This window comes from Microcoleus sp. FACHB-672 (genome assembly GCF_014695725.1).
In the GTDB taxonomy this organism is placed as follows: domain Bacteria; phylum Cyanobacteriota; class Cyanobacteriia; order Cyanobacteriales; family Oscillatoriaceae; genus FACHB-68.
Genome location: NZ_JACJOU010000014.1, coordinates 108,199 through 125,829 on the forward strand (window position 1 = coordinate 108,199; position 17,631 = coordinate 125,829).

The 17,631-nt window shown below is 46.9% G+C and carries 17 protein-coding genes; 14 read left to right on the top strand and 3 right to left on the bottom strand.

Annotation, left to right across the window (positions count from 1 at the left end):
- The first annotated feature begins 280 nt into the window (after positions 1-280).
- The 4 genes from H6F56_RS09875 to H6F56_RS09890 all read left to right on the top strand — a co-directional run bounded on the left by H6F56_RS09875 (position 281) and on the right by H6F56_RS09890 (position 4,285).
- Positions 281-1,564, top strand: a complete 1,284-nt coding sequence (locus H6F56_RS09875) for a hypothetical protein (protein ID WP_190667345.1) — start codon at positions 281-283, stop codon at positions 1,562-1,564.
- Between the two features lie 188 nt (positions 1,565-1,752).
- A complete protein-coding gene (locus tag H6F56_RS09880; RefSeq protein ID WP_190667346.1) occupies positions 1,753-2,094 on the top strand; it encodes an RNA recognition motif domain-containing protein in 342 nt (113 codons plus the stop codon).
- Positions 2,095-2,249: 155 nt separating this feature from the next.
- Positions 2,250-2,429 carry a 30S ribosomal protein S21 gene (gene rpsU / locus H6F56_RS09885; RefSeq protein WP_190667348.1) on the top strand — a complete coding sequence of 60 codons (180 nt, stop codon included), beginning with the start codon at positions 2,250-2,252 and terminating at the stop codon, positions 2,427-2,429.
- Positions 2,430-2,860: 431 nt separating this feature from the next.
- Positions 2,861-4,285 carry a GTP-binding protein gene (locus H6F56_RS09890; RefSeq protein WP_242031941.1) on the top strand — a complete coding sequence of 475 codons (1,425 nt, stop codon included), beginning with the start codon at positions 2,861-2,863 and terminating at the stop codon, positions 4,283-4,285.
- Between the two features lie 152 nt (positions 4,286-4,437).
- On the opposite strand, the gene H6F56_RS09895 is transcribed toward H6F56_RS09890, so the two are convergent.
- Positions 4,438-6,138: a mechanosensitive ion channel gene (locus tag H6F56_RS09895; RefSeq protein WP_190667352.1), complete on the bottom strand. Its 1,701-nt coding sequence runs from the start codon at positions 6,136-6,138 to the stop codon at positions 4,438-4,440.
- 77 nt (positions 6,139-6,215) lie between these two features.
- On the opposite strand from H6F56_RS09895, the gene H6F56_RS09900 reads away from it, so the two are divergent.
- Entirely contained in the window at positions 6,216-6,677 is a 462-nt protein-coding gene (locus tag H6F56_RS09900) for an SRPBCC family protein (RefSeq protein WP_190667353.1), read from the top strand.
- An 8-nt stretch (positions 6,678-6,685) separates the two neighbouring features.
- Here the strand turns inward: H6F56_RS09900 and H6F56_RS09905 are convergent, their stop codons facing one another.
- Positions 6,686-7,510: a SirB1 family protein gene (locus H6F56_RS09905; protein WP_190667355.1), complete on the bottom strand. Its 825-nt coding sequence runs from the start codon at positions 7,508-7,510 to the stop codon at positions 6,686-6,688.
- A 671-nt stretch (positions 7,511-8,181) separates the two neighbouring features.
- On the opposite strand from H6F56_RS09905, the gene hflX reads away from it, so the two are divergent.
- The 9 genes from hflX to H6F56_RS09950 all read left to right on the top strand — a co-directional run bounded on the left by hflX (position 8,182) and on the right by H6F56_RS09950 (position 16,889).
- On the top strand, positions 8,182-9,897 hold the full coding sequence (hflX, locus tag H6F56_RS09910; protein ID WP_190667357.1) for a GTPase HflX: 1,716 nt from the start codon (positions 8,182-8,184) through the stop codon (positions 9,895-9,897).
- A gap of 63 nt (positions 9,898-9,960) precedes the next feature.
- A complete protein-coding gene (locus H6F56_RS09915) occupies positions 9,961-10,992 on the top strand; it encodes a hemerythrin domain-containing protein (RefSeq protein WP_190667359.1) in 1,032 nt (343 codons plus the stop codon).
- A 46-nt stretch (positions 10,993-11,038) separates the two neighbouring features.
- A complete protein-coding gene (locus tag H6F56_RS09920) occupies positions 11,039-11,434 on the top strand; it encodes a hypothetical protein (RefSeq protein WP_190667362.1) in 396 nt (131 codons plus the stop codon).
- A 178-nt stretch (positions 11,435-11,612) separates the two neighbouring features.
- Positions 11,613-12,167 carry an NUDIX hydrolase gene (locus H6F56_RS09925; protein WP_190667364.1) on the top strand — a complete coding sequence of 185 codons (555 nt, stop codon included), beginning with the start codon at positions 11,613-11,615 and terminating at the stop codon, positions 12,165-12,167.
- Positions 12,168-12,331: 164 nt separating this feature from the next.
- On the top strand, positions 12,332-12,928 hold the full coding sequence (locus tag H6F56_RS09930; protein ID WP_199312711.1) for a hypothetical protein: 597 nt from the start codon (positions 12,332-12,334) through the stop codon (positions 12,926-12,928).
- Between the two features lie 69 nt (positions 12,929-12,997).
- Entirely contained in the window at positions 12,998-13,369 is a 372-nt protein-coding gene (locus tag H6F56_RS09935) for a DoxX family protein (protein WP_190667366.1), read from the top strand.
- Between the two features lie 61 nt (positions 13,370-13,430).
- Positions 13,431-14,384: an isoaspartyl peptidase/L-asparaginase family protein gene (locus tag H6F56_RS09940; RefSeq protein ID WP_190667368.1), complete on the top strand. Its 954-nt coding sequence runs from the start codon at positions 13,431-13,433 to the stop codon at positions 14,382-14,384.
- A 270-nt stretch (positions 14,385-14,654) separates the two neighbouring features.
- Positions 14,655-15,932 carry an ATP-grasp domain-containing protein gene (locus H6F56_RS09945; protein ID WP_190667369.1) on the top strand — a complete coding sequence of 426 codons (1,278 nt, stop codon included), beginning with the start codon at positions 14,655-14,657 and terminating at the stop codon, positions 15,930-15,932.
- A 333-nt stretch (positions 15,933-16,265) separates the two neighbouring features.
- The gene (locus H6F56_RS09950; RefSeq protein ID WP_309236490.1) at positions 16,266-16,889 is read left to right on the top strand and encodes a chemotaxis protein CheB; all 624 of its coding nucleotides are present in this window, start codon (positions 16,266-16,268) and stop codon (positions 16,887-16,889) included.
- A gap of 365 nt (positions 16,890-17,254) precedes the next feature.
- Here the strand turns inward: H6F56_RS09950 and H6F56_RS09955 are convergent, their stop codons facing one another.
- Entirely contained in the window at positions 17,255-17,584 is a 330-nt protein-coding gene (locus H6F56_RS09955) for a hypothetical protein (RefSeq protein ID WP_190667371.1), read from the bottom strand.
- Positions 17,585-17,631: the final 47 nt, after the last annotated feature.

The window sequence follows — 17,631 nt, forward strand, 5'->3', positions numbered from 1 at the left end:
ACCTAAAATTTCTTAATACAGAGAAAATACCGGCAGTAATTGAGCCTCTACTTTATTAAAAGTTTCGTAGCGCGGAAAGCCTACTTTGATCAGCCGGTGCCGCCTACTTGGAACTAAAGATTACAGGGGTGCGTCTGCGAGTGAAGCAGCACAAAGCTTTATATTTATGTTTGAGATTAAGCACATCGGTTTGTGAGCGTTTGCAGCTAAATTCCTCAGATGTGAGATGAACAAAAGTAGCGTCGCTTGAACCGGACACCAGGGCGGAGTTACTATCACTATGTATAACTCAATAGACAATTCCCAGCGGCATAGTAATTCAGACGAGCAGATTTTGTACAACCATCTGCTCGAATGCGTAAAAGTGGAAACGCCCTCTGAGCTGATTGAGCGCTTCCGAAGCTTATTTATTGCAGGGGTGGGCTACCCTGATCGTGAAGTGGCCGCTGCTGTTGAGAGGATAACAGCCTCGAAGCAAGCTGAGCATGAATTTAAATTTATTTTAAATCGCTGCTGCCACATTCTGATTAATCGTTGGCAAATGCAAACCCAGCAGCATGGAGCAATTTCTGAGTTAATCGCCCTGTTTGAAGGAAATCGCACCAGAAACGGGCTTTACTCATTACCCATGCGTGGAGTGAGACGCTTGCATGAGTTGGTGCGTTTGTTCACCCAAAGCGAACAGTTTTTGACGCTGCACCGCTTGGTGCGAGTCATGAACCAACCCTCAGAAAGCAATAGCAGTCCAGAAACCAAACCCTTGGGCAGCTTAATCAGCCAATATCCTTACCTCTATGAACACTGCCTGCTCAGTGAAGGTAGCACTTACGAGCATCAGCAAACGGTTCGGCAACTACAATCGAGCCGGCAGAAGCAATTTGAGATCAATCTGTCGCAATATGTAACTTATCAGGTGCGACGCTCGCAGCAAGCCCGTCAAGCTTCCCCTGCGCCGGCGGGACGGATTATTCAAACAGTTAGCAATCCCACCTTATTAAGTGATCGTGAATTGTATGTTGCCCTCAAACACTTTGTCGGCAAAGTTGAAGGCTGTCATACCTATCGCGACTTATCTCAAAGCTTTCTTACCCATAGCAGCCAAACCCGCACCTACGGAACATTTAAAAAAGAATTATACGACTACCTGATCCCATCAATTGATTCCGCTTACGGCAAGCGTCAATTTAATGAACGCTTGTATAAGCAGCTAACCAATATTTTGCCCCAAAGCGATTCCCAAAAGTTCAGTGATTTCCTGTTAGTGAGAACTTGCAGCCAATTATTAAACTTTTTGGTGGTAGAAACCCCGCAACGCCCTAACCATTTTGTCTTAATTGACCTGATTTCAAACATCGGTCCCACCCTCACCACCGGCTTGCTATTAAAGATCGTGCTGCTGTGCCGCAAAGTCAAACCCTATTTGGAAAAACGATTTGCAATTTTGTTTAACCACTACGAGTCCTCCACGAGAGACTCGGTGCATTGGTTAGTCAAAGGACTGGAAAATGTTAACATCGCCCTAAGTACGAATTTTGGAGCGGTGGATCTCTCCTTCATCCGCTAAATATTTTTGGTGCCAAGCGCAGTTTTTGCATCCCACAGCAGACAATTCTGTGTTAAAGTCCCTGTTGTAAATCAGATTCGGTAGTAGGATTTTTTTCTTGGTTGCAGAATCGCCAGTAGCCCCGTTCTGTACCGGCAGGCATATCTCCGAAGCTGAATCTCAAATCTCTCTGACTTTGGAGTTATCCCATGTCAATTTATGTCGGTAATTTGTCTTACGACGTTTCGCAAGAAGACATCACCGCTGTCTTCGCCGAATACGGCAGCGTCAAGCGGGTTAATCTGCCTACAGACCGTGAAACAGGCCGTCCGCGCGGGTTTGGTTTTGTGGAAATGGAAACCGAGGCCGAAGAAAACGCAGCCATTGAAGCGTTAGATGGCGCTGAGTGGATGGGTCGCGACCTCAAAGTGAATAAAGCCAAGCCTCGTGAAGATCGAGGAGGCGGTGGTGGCGGTCGCAGCGGTGGAGGAAACCGAGGAGGAGGAGGCGGCGGCGGCTACGGAGGAAAATCTTCTCGAGGAAGGTATTAAAATAGCTTTGGGGGTCAGCACTCAGCGCTCAGCAGTCGGCCTTCAGCAATTGAGAAATTGATGGCTCACAGCTATATGCTTCTCAATGAACAAGCTGACGGTGGGGATCTGAATAGCTGACCATTCAATCACAGTTAGTTATCAAGAAATAAAGAATGACCCAAGTTGTTCTCGGCGAAAACGAAGGAATTGATTCAGCTCTACGCCGGTTTAAACGCCAAGTATCGAGAGCCGGCATTTTGGCAGATGCAAAAAATCGGCGGCATTTTGAAACGCCGGTGGAAAAGCGCAAGCGCAAAGCTGTTGCAGCTAGACGGAAAAAACGGTTCACTTAAGATGGTTACAGCTTGCACTGATTGATAGAAGCAAGCTCGTGAACAACAGCAACTATTTTTAAATTTGTTAGCAAGGTGGGCTTGTCTGTGATGAGAAGCCCACTTTTTTATAAAGAAGCAACCCTACAACCGTTGATGTTTATGGGTTCTGTCCTTTTCTGTGCCCAGTCACCGTTCAAAACCAAACCGGAAAAAACGAACCTGTGTGCCGGCAAAATGCGTGATTTTCCGTAAATCGCCAAATCTGCTTTCCCAATTCGATAGGATCAAAGAAGGATGCCCTAGGTCGTGTGTCGGCTTTCGGCAACCTGGAAGCATCTTCAAACCCTGCTCTCATGGGAGGTTCAGCTTTGACATCTTCTTCGCCTGACTTTGAATTCGCTCCCGATCCAAAGCAAAGTGATACACCGGCAACCAACCTAGCCGAGGAACTGGATCGGGCCATTTTTAGCTTTTCAGATATTCAGGCGGAACTGAACTACAAACAAGCAAAAGACGCCCTGCAAGACTTGGTGGCAAACCTGGATCTCACCGTGGAAGAACGAGCCGGCTTAGAGGGCGAAATCGGGGGTTTAGAGGTGATGCTGGACAAATTAGAACGCACTTGTGTCCAGATTGCCGTCTTTGGCATGGTAGGACGGGGTAAATCTTCAGTTCTCAACGCCCTGCTAGGCCAGCCGGTGTTTGAAACCGGCCCACTTCATGGCGTCACCCGCAGCACAAAAGTTGGGACGTGGGAAGTAAAAGACTCCCCATCCTCACTTCCCACTGCCCAACCGACCATTACCTACCGCCTCTCTCAAGTTGAGCTAATTGACACCCCAGGCATTGACGAAGTCGATGGGCAAACCCGCGAAGCCTTGGCCCGTCAAGTGGCATCGCAAGCAGATCTGATTTTGTTTGTGGTTGCCGGCGACATCACCAAAGTTGAATATGAAGCGCTTTCGCAACTGCGCGATGCCGGTAAACCCATGTTGCTTGTATTTAACAAGATCGATCAATATCCCGATGCAGATCGGCTTGCCATTTATCAAAAAATCCGAGATGAGCGCGTACGCGAGTTGCTATCACCGGATGAAATTGTCATGGCTGCTGCCTCGCCCATCATCGCCCAGGCAGTGCGTCGCTCAGATGGCACAAGAGGCGTCCAGCTCAACCGGGGACTGCCTCAAGTTGAAGAGTTGAAGCTGAAAATCTTAGAAATTTTAGACCGAGAAGGCAAATCTCTGGTTGCGCTCAACACTATGCTCTTTGCCGGCGATGTGAACGAGCAGCTGGTGCAGCGGAAAATGGAGATTCGCGAACGCAGCGCCAACCGAATGATCTGGAATGCTGTGATGGCCAAAGCCCTCGCCATCGCCCTCAACCCTTTTACTGTGGTCGATATTCTTAGTGCCGCCGTAATCGATGTGGCGCTGATATTAACATTGTCTAAGATTTATGGAATATCAATGACCCAAGCCGGTGCCGTAGGTTTGTTACAAAAAATTGCTATCAGTATGGGGAGTATTAGTGCCAGCGAACTGGTGGCAACCTTGGGTCTGTCGTCCCTCAAAGGATTGCTGGGAATCGCCACACCGGCAACAGGTGGGGCAGCTTTAGCACCCTATCTTTCCGTCGCTGTCACCCAAGCCGGGGTTGCCGGTGTTTCCTCCTATGGAATTGGCCAGGTCACCAAAGCGTACCTGGCCAATGGGGCTTCCTGGGGTCCTGATGGCCCAAAAGCCGTCGTCAGTCGGATTCTCTCAACCCTCGATGAAACCTCCATTCTCAGTCGCATCAAGGATGAACTGCGAGAAAAACTCTCAGGCGTCAGAAAAGCAGCAACTGGGCAGGCAGGGAAGCAAGAAAATTGAGGGCATGGGGACATTCGGCATTGGGCAAGGCTTCGCCAACCTAAAGGTATGGGCAAGGCTTCACTAACCTAAAGCTATGGGGATTGGTGGGAATGGGGCATTCTTTCCTTCTCCTCCTAGTCCCATGCGCCATGCCCCATGCCCCTATCTTCTTACTTCCTCTGCTTAAACTCGGTCAGCCATTCCCGGATTTGCTGAGTAGCGATCTCGCGACCACCTAAGCCAAAGGCGAGGGCGAGAGCAATGGCAATTGCACCCAGCAGCAATCCAAATGCCAAATTGACAATGTTGCTGGCGATGCCCATTTGTTGCAGTGCCATTGCAGACACCAAGGCGATGATCGCAATGCGAGCGATTTGACCAAGTATCCGCGCTTGATGAGAACCTGAACTGGTAATCAGGGAGAAGGCGAGGTTGGCAAAGTACAAGCCGATGGCAAACACCACTAACCCAGCCAGAATGCGGCCAGCAACGATGACAAGGCCGGTGACAATGGCTGTGAGTGCCCCAATATTTAAGATATTGGTGGCGGCAACTGTTGCCAAAAGTAGGATGCCAACGAGTACGACAATGCCGACAAATTCAGAAGGTGTCCGCGTGGTAGAGGCGGGGGTGGTGTCCTGAATGACGGTTTGTTGTTGGTAGTCTGGCGGAATATTTGGATCAAGTGGCGGCGTGACGGGCCGACGAGGAGTATTAACGGGTCGGGTATCCAAACCCAGCCAGCGGAAGATGTTGTTGAAGCCTAAACCTGTGAGAATGTTGGTGACTATATCTGCCACGAAACGGCCCAAGAGGTAAGCACCAATCAGAACCAGCGCCGCTGTGAAAATTTGGGGGATGGCGTTGAGAATCTGGGTTAGCATCGAGATCGCCGGCCTGGAGATGGCCTCAATCCCCAAAGCATTGAGGGCTGCGATCGCGGTTGGGATCAGGATTAAGACATAGACGATGGTGCCAATAATCCAGGAAAGCGACTGGCCGCCAGTGGTCTGACTGACGCCAAAGCGTGCTCCCAATCGGTCTGTGCCGGTGGCGGCTAACAGATTTGTGACAATTCGACGTACCACCTGAGCCAGTAACCAGCCGGCTGCGGCAATGATGATCGCCTCTAGAATCTTGGGAAGTGCTGAGAGGATTTGATTGAGCAGGTTTTGCACGGGTGCGAGTGCCTGCTGCAATCCCAAGGTATCTAGGATTGGGGTGAGAAACAGTAAAAAGATGAACCAATACAGGGCATTGCCGAGGGTGTCGCTCAGCATCAGTTGGTTCGTTCCGGGTGTGGTGCCGGCCTGCCGATTCAAGCGCTCATCCAAACCAAATGCTCGCAATCCTCGCGTTACCACGAGTTTTGAGATAGTGGCAATCACCCATGCGATGGCCAGTAAAATCAAAGCTCCGACTAACTTGGGTAAGAAGCCGGTGACTTGAGTGAGAAATGTGTTTAGTGGTTGCGAAACAGCCGGCAGATCGAGCCGGTTGAAGAAGGCCACCAAGACAAATATCATGATCACCCAAAAAACCGCAGTGGAAATCCACTTCTCTACCTGTAGCCCATCTGGGTCATCCGGGCGACCTGTTACCCAGCCGGCTAGCCGATTATCGATGTTGGTGCGCTTGAGCAGTCCCCCTACCACGGCAGCAGCAATGGTGGCGATGAGCCAGCCAATCACCAAGATGGCGATTGCGATGCCGAGATTGATGAGGTAGGGTGCAAGGTTGTTAGTGTTTACGCCGGGGAGAATTTCCCCAGCTCGGTTGGTGGCCGGTCTGGCTTGTGCCAAAAACTCAGTCAATGAGATAGGCATCCTCATGCCTATTATTTGTGTAATACTTGGCGATGTTCCATTCATGGTTTTCTCGCGTTAAGGTTAGTTTCAGCAGAAAAAATACGAAAATCGTGATATACGCCTCTAGCTTGAGGGTTAGGATGTCATCTCGTCAAGTTTTCGAGCAATCAATCCAGATTAACGCTAGTGCAACCGTGGTTGAGCGCTGTATCACGGATAACGTTTTCATGCACCGTTGGCTAAATCCGGCTTTGCGGTGTGAGCCGATCGGCGAGTGGAGTACCGATGTGGGTGCCCAGAGCCGATTTGTCATTCAAATTCCCTTAATACAGCCGGCATTAAAGAGTGTAGTGCTGGAGCGGGAGCCGGGGCTGATTGTCTGGGGGTTTGAAGGATTTTTCTCAGGCTGTGATCGCTGGGAATGTCTACCGGCAGCGAAAGGAACGCAACTGCTCAACCGATTTGAGTTTGAAATTCCCAATCCTTTGATTCGGTTTGGTTTCAATCGTTTTGCTGCTACTTGGACGCGTGAGGATATGCAAGCCCAACTGCGCCGGCTTAAACGCGTGGCGGAGGAAGCCTCCCAAGGCTTGCGAACTTGATGATTCGCTTAACTGTTATCCTGCATTCGCTCTAGTAACTTGCGAATCACACTGCCATCTTCTGCACCCGGAACTTGAGTCAGATATATCTGTAGATCCTGAACAGCTTTTGGCCACTGACCCAGTTGATAATAGAGGATGCCCCGATCTCGCAATTCGATGGGCGCACCTGGAAACAGCAGCAGAATTCGCTCAACCGCAGCCAGAGATTTTAAGACATCTCCTTGGTTGAGATAAATTAATTTGAGGTTGGAAAGCATTCGCCCTAAGAAGCGTCGCCGGCCCACGGGTTCTAGAAATGCCGGCAGTAGCTGCACCGGCTGACCGTAAATTTGGGCGAGTCGTTGCTGGCAATCTTCTGGAAATAGCACCTCGCCCCGATTGAAGGGGTCCACATAGATGCCGGCACCTTCAAAGTCTGGACGGATCAGGAAGTGTCCGGGCATTCCGACGCCGACCATCGGAAAGTCAAGACGCCGCGCCAGTTCCAGGTACACCAGCGATAGGGTGAGGGGGATGCCGGTGCGCCGATCAATTACATCATTGAAAAAGCTATTACGCGGATCGTAATAATTCTCACCATTGCCGGTGAATCCCAAATCATCGTAGAGATATTGATTGATGGCTTGGATAATCCGCATCGGATACCGTTCAGCCGGCAGGCGATCTCCCACCTCAGATGCCATCGTGTCGAGCGCATCAAGATATTCTGCCGGATCGAGTTCTGGATATTCTTCTTGAGCTATGTACAGAGAAGCTTTCGCCAAATCAATTTGTGGATCTGGCTGATAAATTTCTTTATAAAAAAATTGCCGCGCTAGGGGGAAGTCCATATTGGCTCACTGATGCACTGCTACAATTCTCCTATTTTTTGCCAAGACGCTTTGCCTAACACCATATCCGCTCTATTAAAGGACTTAGTTGTTACCGGCGACTTTAACAATTCACTCTGGTGAATCCTCACCGACAATAGCCTAGAGGTCGCGGCTCTGGCCATCCTCCCTAGGAGAGGGATACATCCGTCACCTTTATTGTTTCACGGATTACTTGAGGTGCCCTTCATGCTTCTTATTATTACTCCAATCAGTTTCAAGAAAACTGGGAAAATATATCCTCTCAAGCCGCACTTTTAAAATATATAAATATTAATAAGTGTTAATTTATCTTATTAATTTACTGAGAGAAAAATTTAAAGATACTATAAAACCCTTCTTGGAAAATATTTGGATGATTAATCAAAATTCATTCTGATTATTAAAAACAATGAATCAGCTAAAAGGTTTAATTTTTACCAAAAAAGCAGGAGAGCGAGGGTGAGATTCCATACAGTCCTGGAATAGATGAGTTTGGTTCAGTCCGCTTTCACCCCAAGATTTTCAAGGCAGAGTTACAGCGGATACAACCGTTTTTGCACTGCACTTATACCCAAAGAAAGATAAGTTTAAAAAGAAATTCAGGCAATATAGAATTTATGGATTTAACAGCCAATTTTCTATTTCGGCTTATGGAAACTATTTACGGACATATTCAAGGATTAAAATCCAGCCATATCAAGCAACTAGAGCGATTATACGAACATCGGGAACCCAGTGATCGCGCAATTACGGCTGAGTTTGCCCAGCGCCTCGCAGCAGTTAGTACAGAAATTCATCACCCGGTGTGTGCTTATGTTAACCGGCGTGGACAGGTGTTTCGAGTCGCAGTAGGGACACCCAGCCAAACTCAAATTGCCCCCCAACAATTGCCCCGGCATAGCGCTGAACGCTTGAGTGGAATTCGCTGTATTGCCACTCAAATCAAATCAGATCCACCAGACACAGCCGCACTAACAGCAATGGCACGGCAGCGCTTAGACGCTTTAGTGGTCTTAAATTTAACAAAAGAAGGTGTTGAACGACCGGGAAAAGGAGCAACCGGCTATGTCAAAGAAGCTTTCTTGGCTCATTTAATCCCCGATACTGAAACATCCTGGAGCGTTTCTCCACCTCTGAGTTTAGATGACCTCAGCGAACAAGACTTTGGCGACTTAATAGATGAATGGGAAAGTGATTTTTCTCAATCAGGCTACGGCGCATTTCAGTTTGAGGAAGCCGGCACTGACGAAGATAAAGTTCTGCTGGTTGGATTAATGACGGATGATATTTCTGTGCAACGCTTTCAAGATGGGTTGGAAGAACTAACCCGCTTAGTTGAAAGTGCGAAGGGAACCGTACTCGACACGATACAGCAGAAGCGATCGCGCCCCCATCCTCAAACCGTTGTGGGGGAGGGAAAAATAGAAGAAATTGCTCTGCAAGCGCATAAGTTGAAAGCGAATTTGATTGTCTTTGACCGAGATATCTCTGCCTCTCAAGTCCGCAACCTGGAAGCCCAGATTCACATCCCAGTCGTAGATCGCACAGAAGTCATTTTAGATATTTTCGCTCAACGTGCTCAATCCCAGGCCGGCAAATTGCAAGTCGAACTGGCGCAACTAGAATATATGCTGCCTCGGCTGAGAGGACGGGGTCAGCAGATGTCTCGGTTAGGTGCCGGCATCGGGACGCGAGGGCCGGGTGAAACGAAACTAGAGACGGAACGGCGAGTCATTCAGCGACGCATTGCCCAACTTCAGCAGGAAGTTAATCAATTACAAGCGCATCGTGCGCGTTTGCGGCAGCAGCGACAGCAGCAAGAAATTCCCACGATTGCAGTCGTTGGCTATACCAATGCCGGTAAATCAACGCTGCTGAATGTGTTAACTCATGCTGAGGTTTACACAGCGGATCAGCTCTTTGCTACCTTAGATCCGACTACGCGAAAGCTGGTGATTACAGATCCAGAAACCCAGGAACGGCAGTCAGTTCTGCTAACAGATACCGTAGGGTTTATTCACGAACTTCCGCCACCACTTATGGATGCTTTCCGAGCTACTTTAGAGGAAGTGACGGAGGCTGATGCGTTGCTTCATGTCGTCGATCTTTCCCATCCAGCTTGGACAAGTCATATCCATTCAGTAGACGAAGTGTTAGGAGAAATGCCGGCGCTTCCCGGCAAAGCTTTGATTGCGTTTAACAAGATCGATCAAGTCGATAGTGAAACTTTAGCGCAAGCTCAACAAACCTATCCCGAAGCCGTGTTTATTTCAGCCACTCAACGCTTAGGTTTAGAGACTCTGCGGCAGCGAATGATCCAGCTGATTGATGAAGCTGCTTCAGCGCCGGTACTTGCCGAAATGTAGGAAGGAGCCGGTTGTGCCGGCATTCATTTTAATGACTTCATAATTGTTAGAGGATAACCAAAAATGGTAGAAACTCTTGATGACACTAAGCGCCTTGCAATTGCCACAAAATTGTCAGAGATGAAAGCATTGCAAAATCTACTGATTAGCAATGAGCAGCAATTCATTCAGGATTGTACAGATGATGAGATTCGTAAGCGCTTGCAAAAGATGGTCGAGGACGATGAAAAAAATTTAGGCGTTCTTGATACGGTGATTGTTCAGTACGGTGTCCAGGCAGAGCAAAAAGAAACAACCCAGCAGATGATTGAGGAAGTTCAGAAACTCATGAAAGGTTCTGAGCTAACTTTGTTTGAGAAAGTATCTCAGCAGGAATTACTCAAACACCGGCAGACAATGGCGGGACTGTTAATTCACAAAGCTGCTCAAATTATTGGTGCTGATGTTGAAACTGCGATCACACCTTTAAATACTGTTAATTTCGAGAACCGCGCCCATCAAGAGCAACTCAAAGGAATCCTAGAGATTTTGGGTGTTCGTGAGTTAACCGGACTTGAGCCACATCAGGGAATTTGGGCGCGGGTTCAAGATGCTGTTGCAGCATTTACTGGAGTTGCCGGCAGTGTAATAACGCGCACCGATGATGAGATGAGCATTCGTGATCTTCTCCTCATGGATCATACTAAGGCTGATACTCTATTTGCAGAAATTTTAGGTTCTGACGATCCTGAAAAAATCCAAGAGTATTTTGGGCAACTTTATAAAGACATCAAAGCTCACGGTACAGCCGAAGAACAAGTTGTCTATCCGGCAATTCGTTCTGATTATGAACACACGCAAGAAATTTACGAACAGACGGATGAAGTGATGGAGATGTTAGACGAGATCACACCTCTCGATCCGGCTTCATCTGAATTTAAAGCAGCGATTGAACGGTTAAGAACTGCGGTGCGAACTCATATCGATCAAGAAGAGAGCGATATATTCCCCAGACTCCGCAACAACTTCAGCGATGAACAGCAGAAGCAAATGGCTAGCGAATTTAAAAATGCTAAAAGCCGGCTGCAAGATGAAATGGCTGCTGCAACTCATTAAAACAAAAGTTTGTAGCTAAGTAAAACTATCCCAATTTGTGCAAATTATGAACAATCCAACGACGTGGAAGTACATATTTTACCTCAAGGCTGTGATCAATTGGGTCGAATCTCTGGCTTTGCTGTTTGCAGATCGCTGGATTCGTGAGTTACTTGGTGAAAAACCTCTGACTAACCCTGAATATTTACAACTATTTCTTGTGTTGGTAATTGTGATTGGGATCGGCTATTGGTGGGTTGGCAACGACATTTCCCGCAATCACAACATCGTAAAGCTTGGAATTTACGCACAATTTTCTGTATTTGGGGTGCTGGCTTATCAGACGTTGGCCGGCAATGTTCACCCATTTTATTTAATTCCGGGCGTCATTGATCTGACGTTTGCCATTCTCTTTGTTGTGTTTCTATCTTCTTACGGTCGAATTAAGCAGGCTTTGGAGTGATTTTTCAACAGTCTTACACAGGGCATCTGGATAGGGGTTTCGGATTTTTTAACCACAGATGCACGCAGATGAACGCAGATGATAGCGTTAGCGTGCCGACAGATATATGCAGATAAATACAGATGATAGCGTTAGGCTGCCGGCAGCCTAACGCACATGAATAATTAGGGAATTTATCATGAGTCAAAAACACGGCCCTTGGACGATAGAAGAAACTTCTCAAAAATACGAAAATTCGTTTATAAATGTTCGTGAAGATCAAGTTCTTCAACCTGACGGGAAACCGGGTATGTACGCGACCGTCAAGATGAAAGCCGTTGTTGCTATTCTACCAATAGATAGCGACGGCACTGTATATCTTACCCGGCAATTTCGCTACGCACTTGGAAAAGAGAGTATCGAAGTGGTATGCGGTGCACTTGAGGAAAATGAACCGGCATTGGATGCAGCAAAGCGAGAAGTTGAAGAAGAATTGGGAATTAAAGCAGATGAATGGATCGAGTTGGGATTCTTTGATTTAGATACCTCGATTGTGCATTGTCCGGTTTATCTATTTTTGGCAAAGCAGTTAACGTTTAGACAAGCCCATCAAGAGGGAACGGAAACCATAGAGAAACTCCAGATTCCTTTGAACGCAGCCCTGCAAAAGGTGATGGATAACGCGATCACACACGCGCATAGCTGTGTGCTGATTCTCAAAGCTGGCAGCACTACGCTCTCGTCTGGCGATTAAATGTCCCTAGTATGAAATCTATCTGTGATTGAGAATACTCTCTCTTCAGAGTAATATCAAAATTTATCAAGAATCGCTAACATTAATAATTATCGGCTCATTTGAAAACGCCTAATTGCCTAAAGATTAGGAAGCATTTTAATGAACCGATAGCCAATATCAATATGGAACAAGGCGTTGCAAAAACTTGGGGTTCTACTCCTGAAGAAAGATTAATGTCGTTCCCTTGCGACCGCTACGTTGATAGTTCTGACGAGGCGTATTTCCGAGCGATAGATGTAAAAGCACCGGCTCCTATTTTATTCCGGTGGTTATGCCAACTAAAAGTTGCATCTTACAGTTACGACTGGATTGACCGGCTCGAAAAGATATTTTTCAACGTTCAAGCGTCGCTCTCAGATCGTCCGAGTCCAGAACAACTGCTCCCCGGAGTAGAAAATCTAGCGCTTGGTCAAAGAGTGATGGGCATCTTTAAACTTGTTGAGTTTGAAGAAAATCGGCATTTAACCCTAGTGATGGATGACAAACTAGCCATCGCAATGTTTGGCAACATCGTTGCAAGTTATGTCGTTTTTCCGGTGACGCAAGACACTTGCCGCCTTGTTCTCAAAGGGCATATTTTCTATCCGAGAAATCGCTTTTTATCATGGATGCCCTGGGTGCTGCCGTGGGGAGATTTACTCATGATGCGCCAGCAGTTCTTGAGGCTTAGAAATTTGGCACAAAACCAAGTTGACTGTATCTCAGAGGTGAAAATTTAGATGTGAAAATTCAAAAATAAAAGCTGACCCGATCCTATTTAAAGATATTCTCTGAAACAGCCTTCAGCTATGAAGCGGTACAAAAGAGTTTTCCAAATCATACTTGCCCTAGGAATGGTAGTCATCGGTGCGTGGCATTTTACCAGCCCAGAACCATTTGAGAAAATTGTGCCCGCCTTTCTTCCCTATCATCTGGCACAGGTTTACATCAGCGGATTTCTGGAAATTTTGGGTGGAGTCGGATTATTAATTCCTCAAGTTAGTCGTAGCGCTGCTTGGCTTCTCGCTGTACTTTTTATTGCTGTTTTTCCAGCCAATCTTTATCAGGCGATCAATAACATTGAAGTTCCAGCGCTGCCGCACGATCCGCCACTGATTTGGTTGCGACTTCCGTTTCAGGCGCTTTTAGCCGCTTGGGCTTGGTGGTTCACCAGAGAATAAGGTTTACGTCAATTGCGACGATCTACAAAAGTTTACTCAGGTTCAAAATAAGGAGCTACAAATGACTCTCAGTATTATTGTTCATGGTGGAGCAAAAACCATCACAGACGAAAAGATTGATGCCAACCACGCCGGCTGCATCGCAGCAGTAGAAGCGGGCTGGGCAGTGCTTCGCAGTGGAGGCAGTGCCGGAGAAGCCGTTGAGGTGGCGATCCGTGTTCTGGAAACTGACCAGACATTTAACGCCGGCTTTGGCGCAACCCTCAACAGTGAGGGAGAAGTTGAGCTAGACGCGGCGATGATGGAAGGTGCCAAGTTAGGTTGGGGGGCAGTGGCAGCCGTTCAAGGGGTGCGCCATCCCATCTCAGTTGCACACAAGATTATGGATGAAAAAGCCCGGTTATTAGTCGCGCGCAGTGGCGAACGCTTTGCTGCTGAACATGGGTTGGAGATGTGTCCAAAAGAAGATTTGATTAGTGAGGAGCAGCGGCAGGAGTGGGAAGAGGAGCAGAAAGTTCTTGATCGCCCCAACACCGTCGGCTGTGTGGCGATAGATGCCACCGGCACTGTCGTTGCCGGCACCTCAACTGGGGGCACAACAGGTCAACCACAGGGTCGTGTTGGTGACACTGCCTTGGTTGGCTGTGGCTTGTACGCTGATAACCACCTGGGCGCTTGCTCAACCACAGGTGATGGCGAGTCAATTATCCCAGTGGTTCTTGCCAAAACGGCGATTGATTTTATGGCGGGAGATACCCATCCAGAAGAAGCATCGCGGAAGGCAATTGACACTTTGATCTCTAAGGTTGAAGGAGAGGCCGGCTGCATCCTCGTAGACCGGCAGGGACGCATTGGCTGGGCGTACAACTCAGATCACATGGCAGTTGCTTATATGACGCAAGACATGGACAAACCGGCTGCGTTTATTAGCAAAGAAGAAGAATATAGCTCAAAAGCACAAGGCGTTCCCTCCGGTACAAAAGAGATGATGACGGTTCACTCACCCTCGGAATAATCGAGCTTGCTCGCTTACGGTGTAGATGCCTAAAGCGACCAAACACGAATAAGTAGAAGCATTTGGGTAAAGCTCAGGGCTATTTATTTATGCCGGTAGGCGCAGGCTTAACAAATCCTCTTTCACTCTGAAAGAGGATTTTTTGTCGAAACCCGCCCCTACAGGAATACTTATTCCCTTGTCTGGTTTTACCTAAATAGCCCACAGGGAGATGATAGAAAAATCACTTGTTGAGACAATACCTATTATTTCGTTTGCAGCCTTCTTTTTATGAACTCAACATCCGACTTTAAATATTTTCAGGGTAATTCTTTTTCCGATTTGTTTGCTCAAGACATCACGGATGCGCGTTATGCGTTCCTACTAAATTACCCTGCAACTGCAAGCTGGGCGGCTTACCCCAACCGGCAGAAATATTTTATTCAAGACGGCAGTAGTGAAGCCACTAAAACCACCTTCGACAAGATTTGCCAGAAGGAACCTTGGAAAAATCTGGCGGTGCTAGGTGATGCCATTCCAGGGATTATTATCACCGATCCGCCAAATTCGCTGCTTGACTACTGGCGCGAGCATTTTGGCTTTAGCTATTCCAATATTATGAAGAGAATAGACTGCGCGACGTATCTTGATGAGCTTAGTGAGAGTGATGAGTTTGACAAACTCATCAGTTTATTTCCCTTCGATCATCTCAAACCTGAAAAACACGCCGTCCATCCAGACAATCATTACCACTTGCTCAGCAAAGCAACCCTAGCCAAATTGGGGGTGCAATGCCCGAAATTTTCAAGCTACAACCTGCACGAAATCAGTATCGAAGACATTGTATTACCAGAGGAATTTCCCTTCTTAATTAAAACCTCTCACGGACTATCAGGAGAAGGCACTTATATTATTAAAAGCGACAGCGAGCTAGACTACTGTTTGCGGGAAGTGAAGAAATATCTCGATATTAAGTTGCTCGATACGATTATTGTCTCGGAATTCGTCAAGAATGTCGTGGAAAACTACTGCGTGCAGTTCTACGTCAGTAAGGCGGGAGATATTACGCTCATCGGCACAACCGGCCAACTTGTTACCCCAGAAGGTAGCTATTTAGGGGGAGTAATTGACTACCGGCAAACCGACATGACCAAATTCTATGACATGATTGCCGCCATTGGCCAATCTGCAAATAAACAGGGATATTTTGGTGTTATTGGCTTCGATGTCCTTGAAGATAAAGACGGACAGATGTATGTGATCGATGCCAATTTCCGAGTCAATGGTTCAACTCCCCTTTGCTTGCAACGCCATACTCTGCTAGGGCTAGGAAAGGAGGTGGCAAAATATTCCAGTGACTACCGAATGGATGGCACATTAGACTCGATTCTAGCCACCCTGAAGCCAGAACTAGAGCGCAAAGACTTTATCATTTTGTCCGCTTTAGATAAGGTTAAATACGGAAAAATTCACACCGATATTTACGGGATTGTTGCTGGAGAAACGCTGGAGGAAGTGCAGCACATTGAGAAGAATTTAAAAGAGAAAGGGTTGCAGGGACTAAGCTAAACAGTTTAATCGTCTCCTAGTTTTCTTCTGTAATCTTCATCCTGCTACCACCTGACAGAACGCACGCCCAGGATTTGCCTTGGTCGCCGGCTGCCGGTAAAGACTCTATGCTTTTGCAATTTCCTTATGTTCGCTAGCGTGCATAAGGTATAATAGTAATAGTTTGCTAGTCTATGTGCCAATTCAAAGAGTTAGATAAATCCCACAGAATTACCCATGATTAGTAGGAATCAAGCTGATTTCTAAGAATGAGTAATTTAATGGAAATTGTCATGATAGGTAGTTCACTAGCCCATAGCTTGCATTGGTGAGCTATCTATCAAGGAAAAAAACGTGATCAAGCAGGCACAATCGGCAATCTTATCTGATTTCCCCGCTGCCGATTTCTTTCTAATCGCAATCGGCGCTTCTCAGGGGGGGCTAAAAGCAGTTAGCGAGATTTTATCTGTCTTACCGGCAGACTTTCCCGCTGCGATTACTATAGTGCAGCATCTCAGTGCCGATTACCCTAACTATATGGCTGAAATCCTCACGAGGCGAACGGCTTTGCGCGTTAAGCCGGCAGAAGACGGGGAACGGCTACGCCCAGGAACGGTTTACACTGCTGTTCCCAACAAGCACCTGATCGTTAAGGCAGACAAGACACTACGTTTGTCAAATCAACCAAAGGTGAATTTTGTGCGCCCCGCTGCCAATAAAATGTTTACCTCGGTAGCAGCCAGTTTTAAAACACGGGCGATTGCAGTTGTACTGACTGGCAATCAATGCGATGGCGCTTTGGGGATAGTCGCCATTAAAAAGTATGGTGGCTTCGTGATCGCTCAGGATGAGGCTAGTTGCGAGTGTTTCAGTATGCCAAAGGCTGCCATTGCTACGGAAAAAGTAGATTTAATTCTTCCCTTAAGTGCGATTGCCGACACCCTGCTGGATCTGGTGATTTCAGCAAAAACTGCCTAGCTTTGAGGGTGTGAACCAACAAAGGCGAAAAAGTTAATCGGAACAGGTGCCGGTTTTTTCAACCGCAAACGATTTGAAACTATAAGCGATTAAAATACAATCGCTGTCGCCTCAAACTTAAAAAGATTTGGTTTTCCTTAAATTTTCTATATAAATTGGCTGTAATTATTGTGGCGCTGCATAATTTATAGATAAGGATTTGTTGTGCCGGCAACAAACAATAAAAAAATGACTCTATTTTTTTTATTTAAAATTAGAGGATTTACTTTGTCACAAATTAAAAACATTGAACGGCAAACCCAACAGAAGAGGGAAAAATTGGAAAGCCCTTGCTTGTTAAGCGTTAAGCAAGGGCTTTCAGAAAATTACCACCAAACTCTATTGCCATCTTCATCAACGCGAGCTTGTCGGATTACATCAGAAATTGCTTCAGCGTCGTGTACGTGATGGAGTGCCTTTTTCTCACCATCGGGGTATTCCACAATAAAGTAAGTCGGGACTGTAATCTGATCACCTGTAATATCAGGTGAATCTACAGCGACTTGTTTAGCCTTTTCTTCAACAGTTTGAGGCTCTGGAGAAATTACATCTCCCGGATTTGCAGTTAAGTTTTTTTCCTTAGCTGTCGGCTCTGTGCGGGAGTGCCAATCTTCGCTGACTGGTTGATTTATTGGCTGTTTACTTTGTTGTTTCATGGCTGTTTTAAGAGTTTCAAAACTTTTTACTTACTGAACTAAGTCTA

Bases quoted from the DNA above. Each gene is read 5' to 3' on its own strand.
- H6F56_RS09875 (WP_190667345.1), top strand. From the start codon at position 281: ATGTATAACTCAATAGACAATTCCCAGCGGCATAGTAATTCAGACGAG.
- H6F56_RS09880 (WP_190667346.1), top strand. From the start codon at position 1,753: ATGTCAATTTATGTCGGTAATTTGTCTTACGACGTTTCGCAAGAAGAC.
- rpsU (WP_190667348.1), top strand. From the start codon at position 2,250: ATGACCCAAGTTGTTCTCGGCGAAAACGAAGGAATTGATTCAGCTCTA.
- H6F56_RS09895 (WP_190667352.1), bottom strand. From the start codon at position 6,138: ATGAATGGAACATCGCCAAGTATTACACAAATAATAGGCATGAGGATG.
- H6F56_RS09900 (WP_190667353.1), top strand. From the start codon at position 6,216: ATGTCATCTCGTCAAGTTTTCGAGCAATCAATCCAGATTAACGCTAGT.
- H6F56_RS09905 (WP_190667355.1), bottom strand. From the start codon at position 7,510: ATGGACTTCCCCCTAGCGCGGCAATTTTTTTATAAAGAAATTTATCAG.
- hflX (WP_190667357.1), top strand. From the start codon at position 8,182: ATGGAAACTATTTACGGACATATTCAAGGATTAAAATCCAGCCATATC.
- H6F56_RS09915 (WP_190667359.1), top strand. From the start codon at position 9,961: ATGGTAGAAACTCTTGATGACACTAAGCGCCTTGCAATTGCCACAAAA.
- H6F56_RS09920 (WP_190667362.1), top strand. From the start codon at position 11,039: ATGAACAATCCAACGACGTGGAAGTACATATTTTACCTCAAGGCTGTG.
- H6F56_RS09925 (WP_190667364.1), top strand. From the start codon at position 11,613: ATGAGTCAAAAACACGGCCCTTGGACGATAGAAGAAACTTCTCAAAAA.
- H6F56_RS09930 (WP_199312711.1), top strand. From the start codon at position 12,332: ATGGAACAAGGCGTTGCAAAAACTTGGGGTTCTACTCCTGAAGAAAGA.
- H6F56_RS09935 (WP_190667366.1), top strand. From the start codon at position 12,998: ATGAAGCGGTACAAAAGAGTTTTCCAAATCATACTTGCCCTAGGAATG.
- H6F56_RS09940 (WP_190667368.1), top strand. From the start codon at position 13,431: ATGACTCTCAGTATTATTGTTCATGGTGGAGCAAAAACCATCACAGAC.
- H6F56_RS09945 (WP_190667369.1), top strand. From the start codon at position 14,655: ATGAACTCAACATCCGACTTTAAATATTTTCAGGGTAATTCTTTTTCC.
- H6F56_RS09955 (WP_190667371.1), bottom strand. From the start codon at position 17,584: ATGAAACAACAAAGTAAACAGCCAATAAATCAACCAGTCAGCGAAGAT.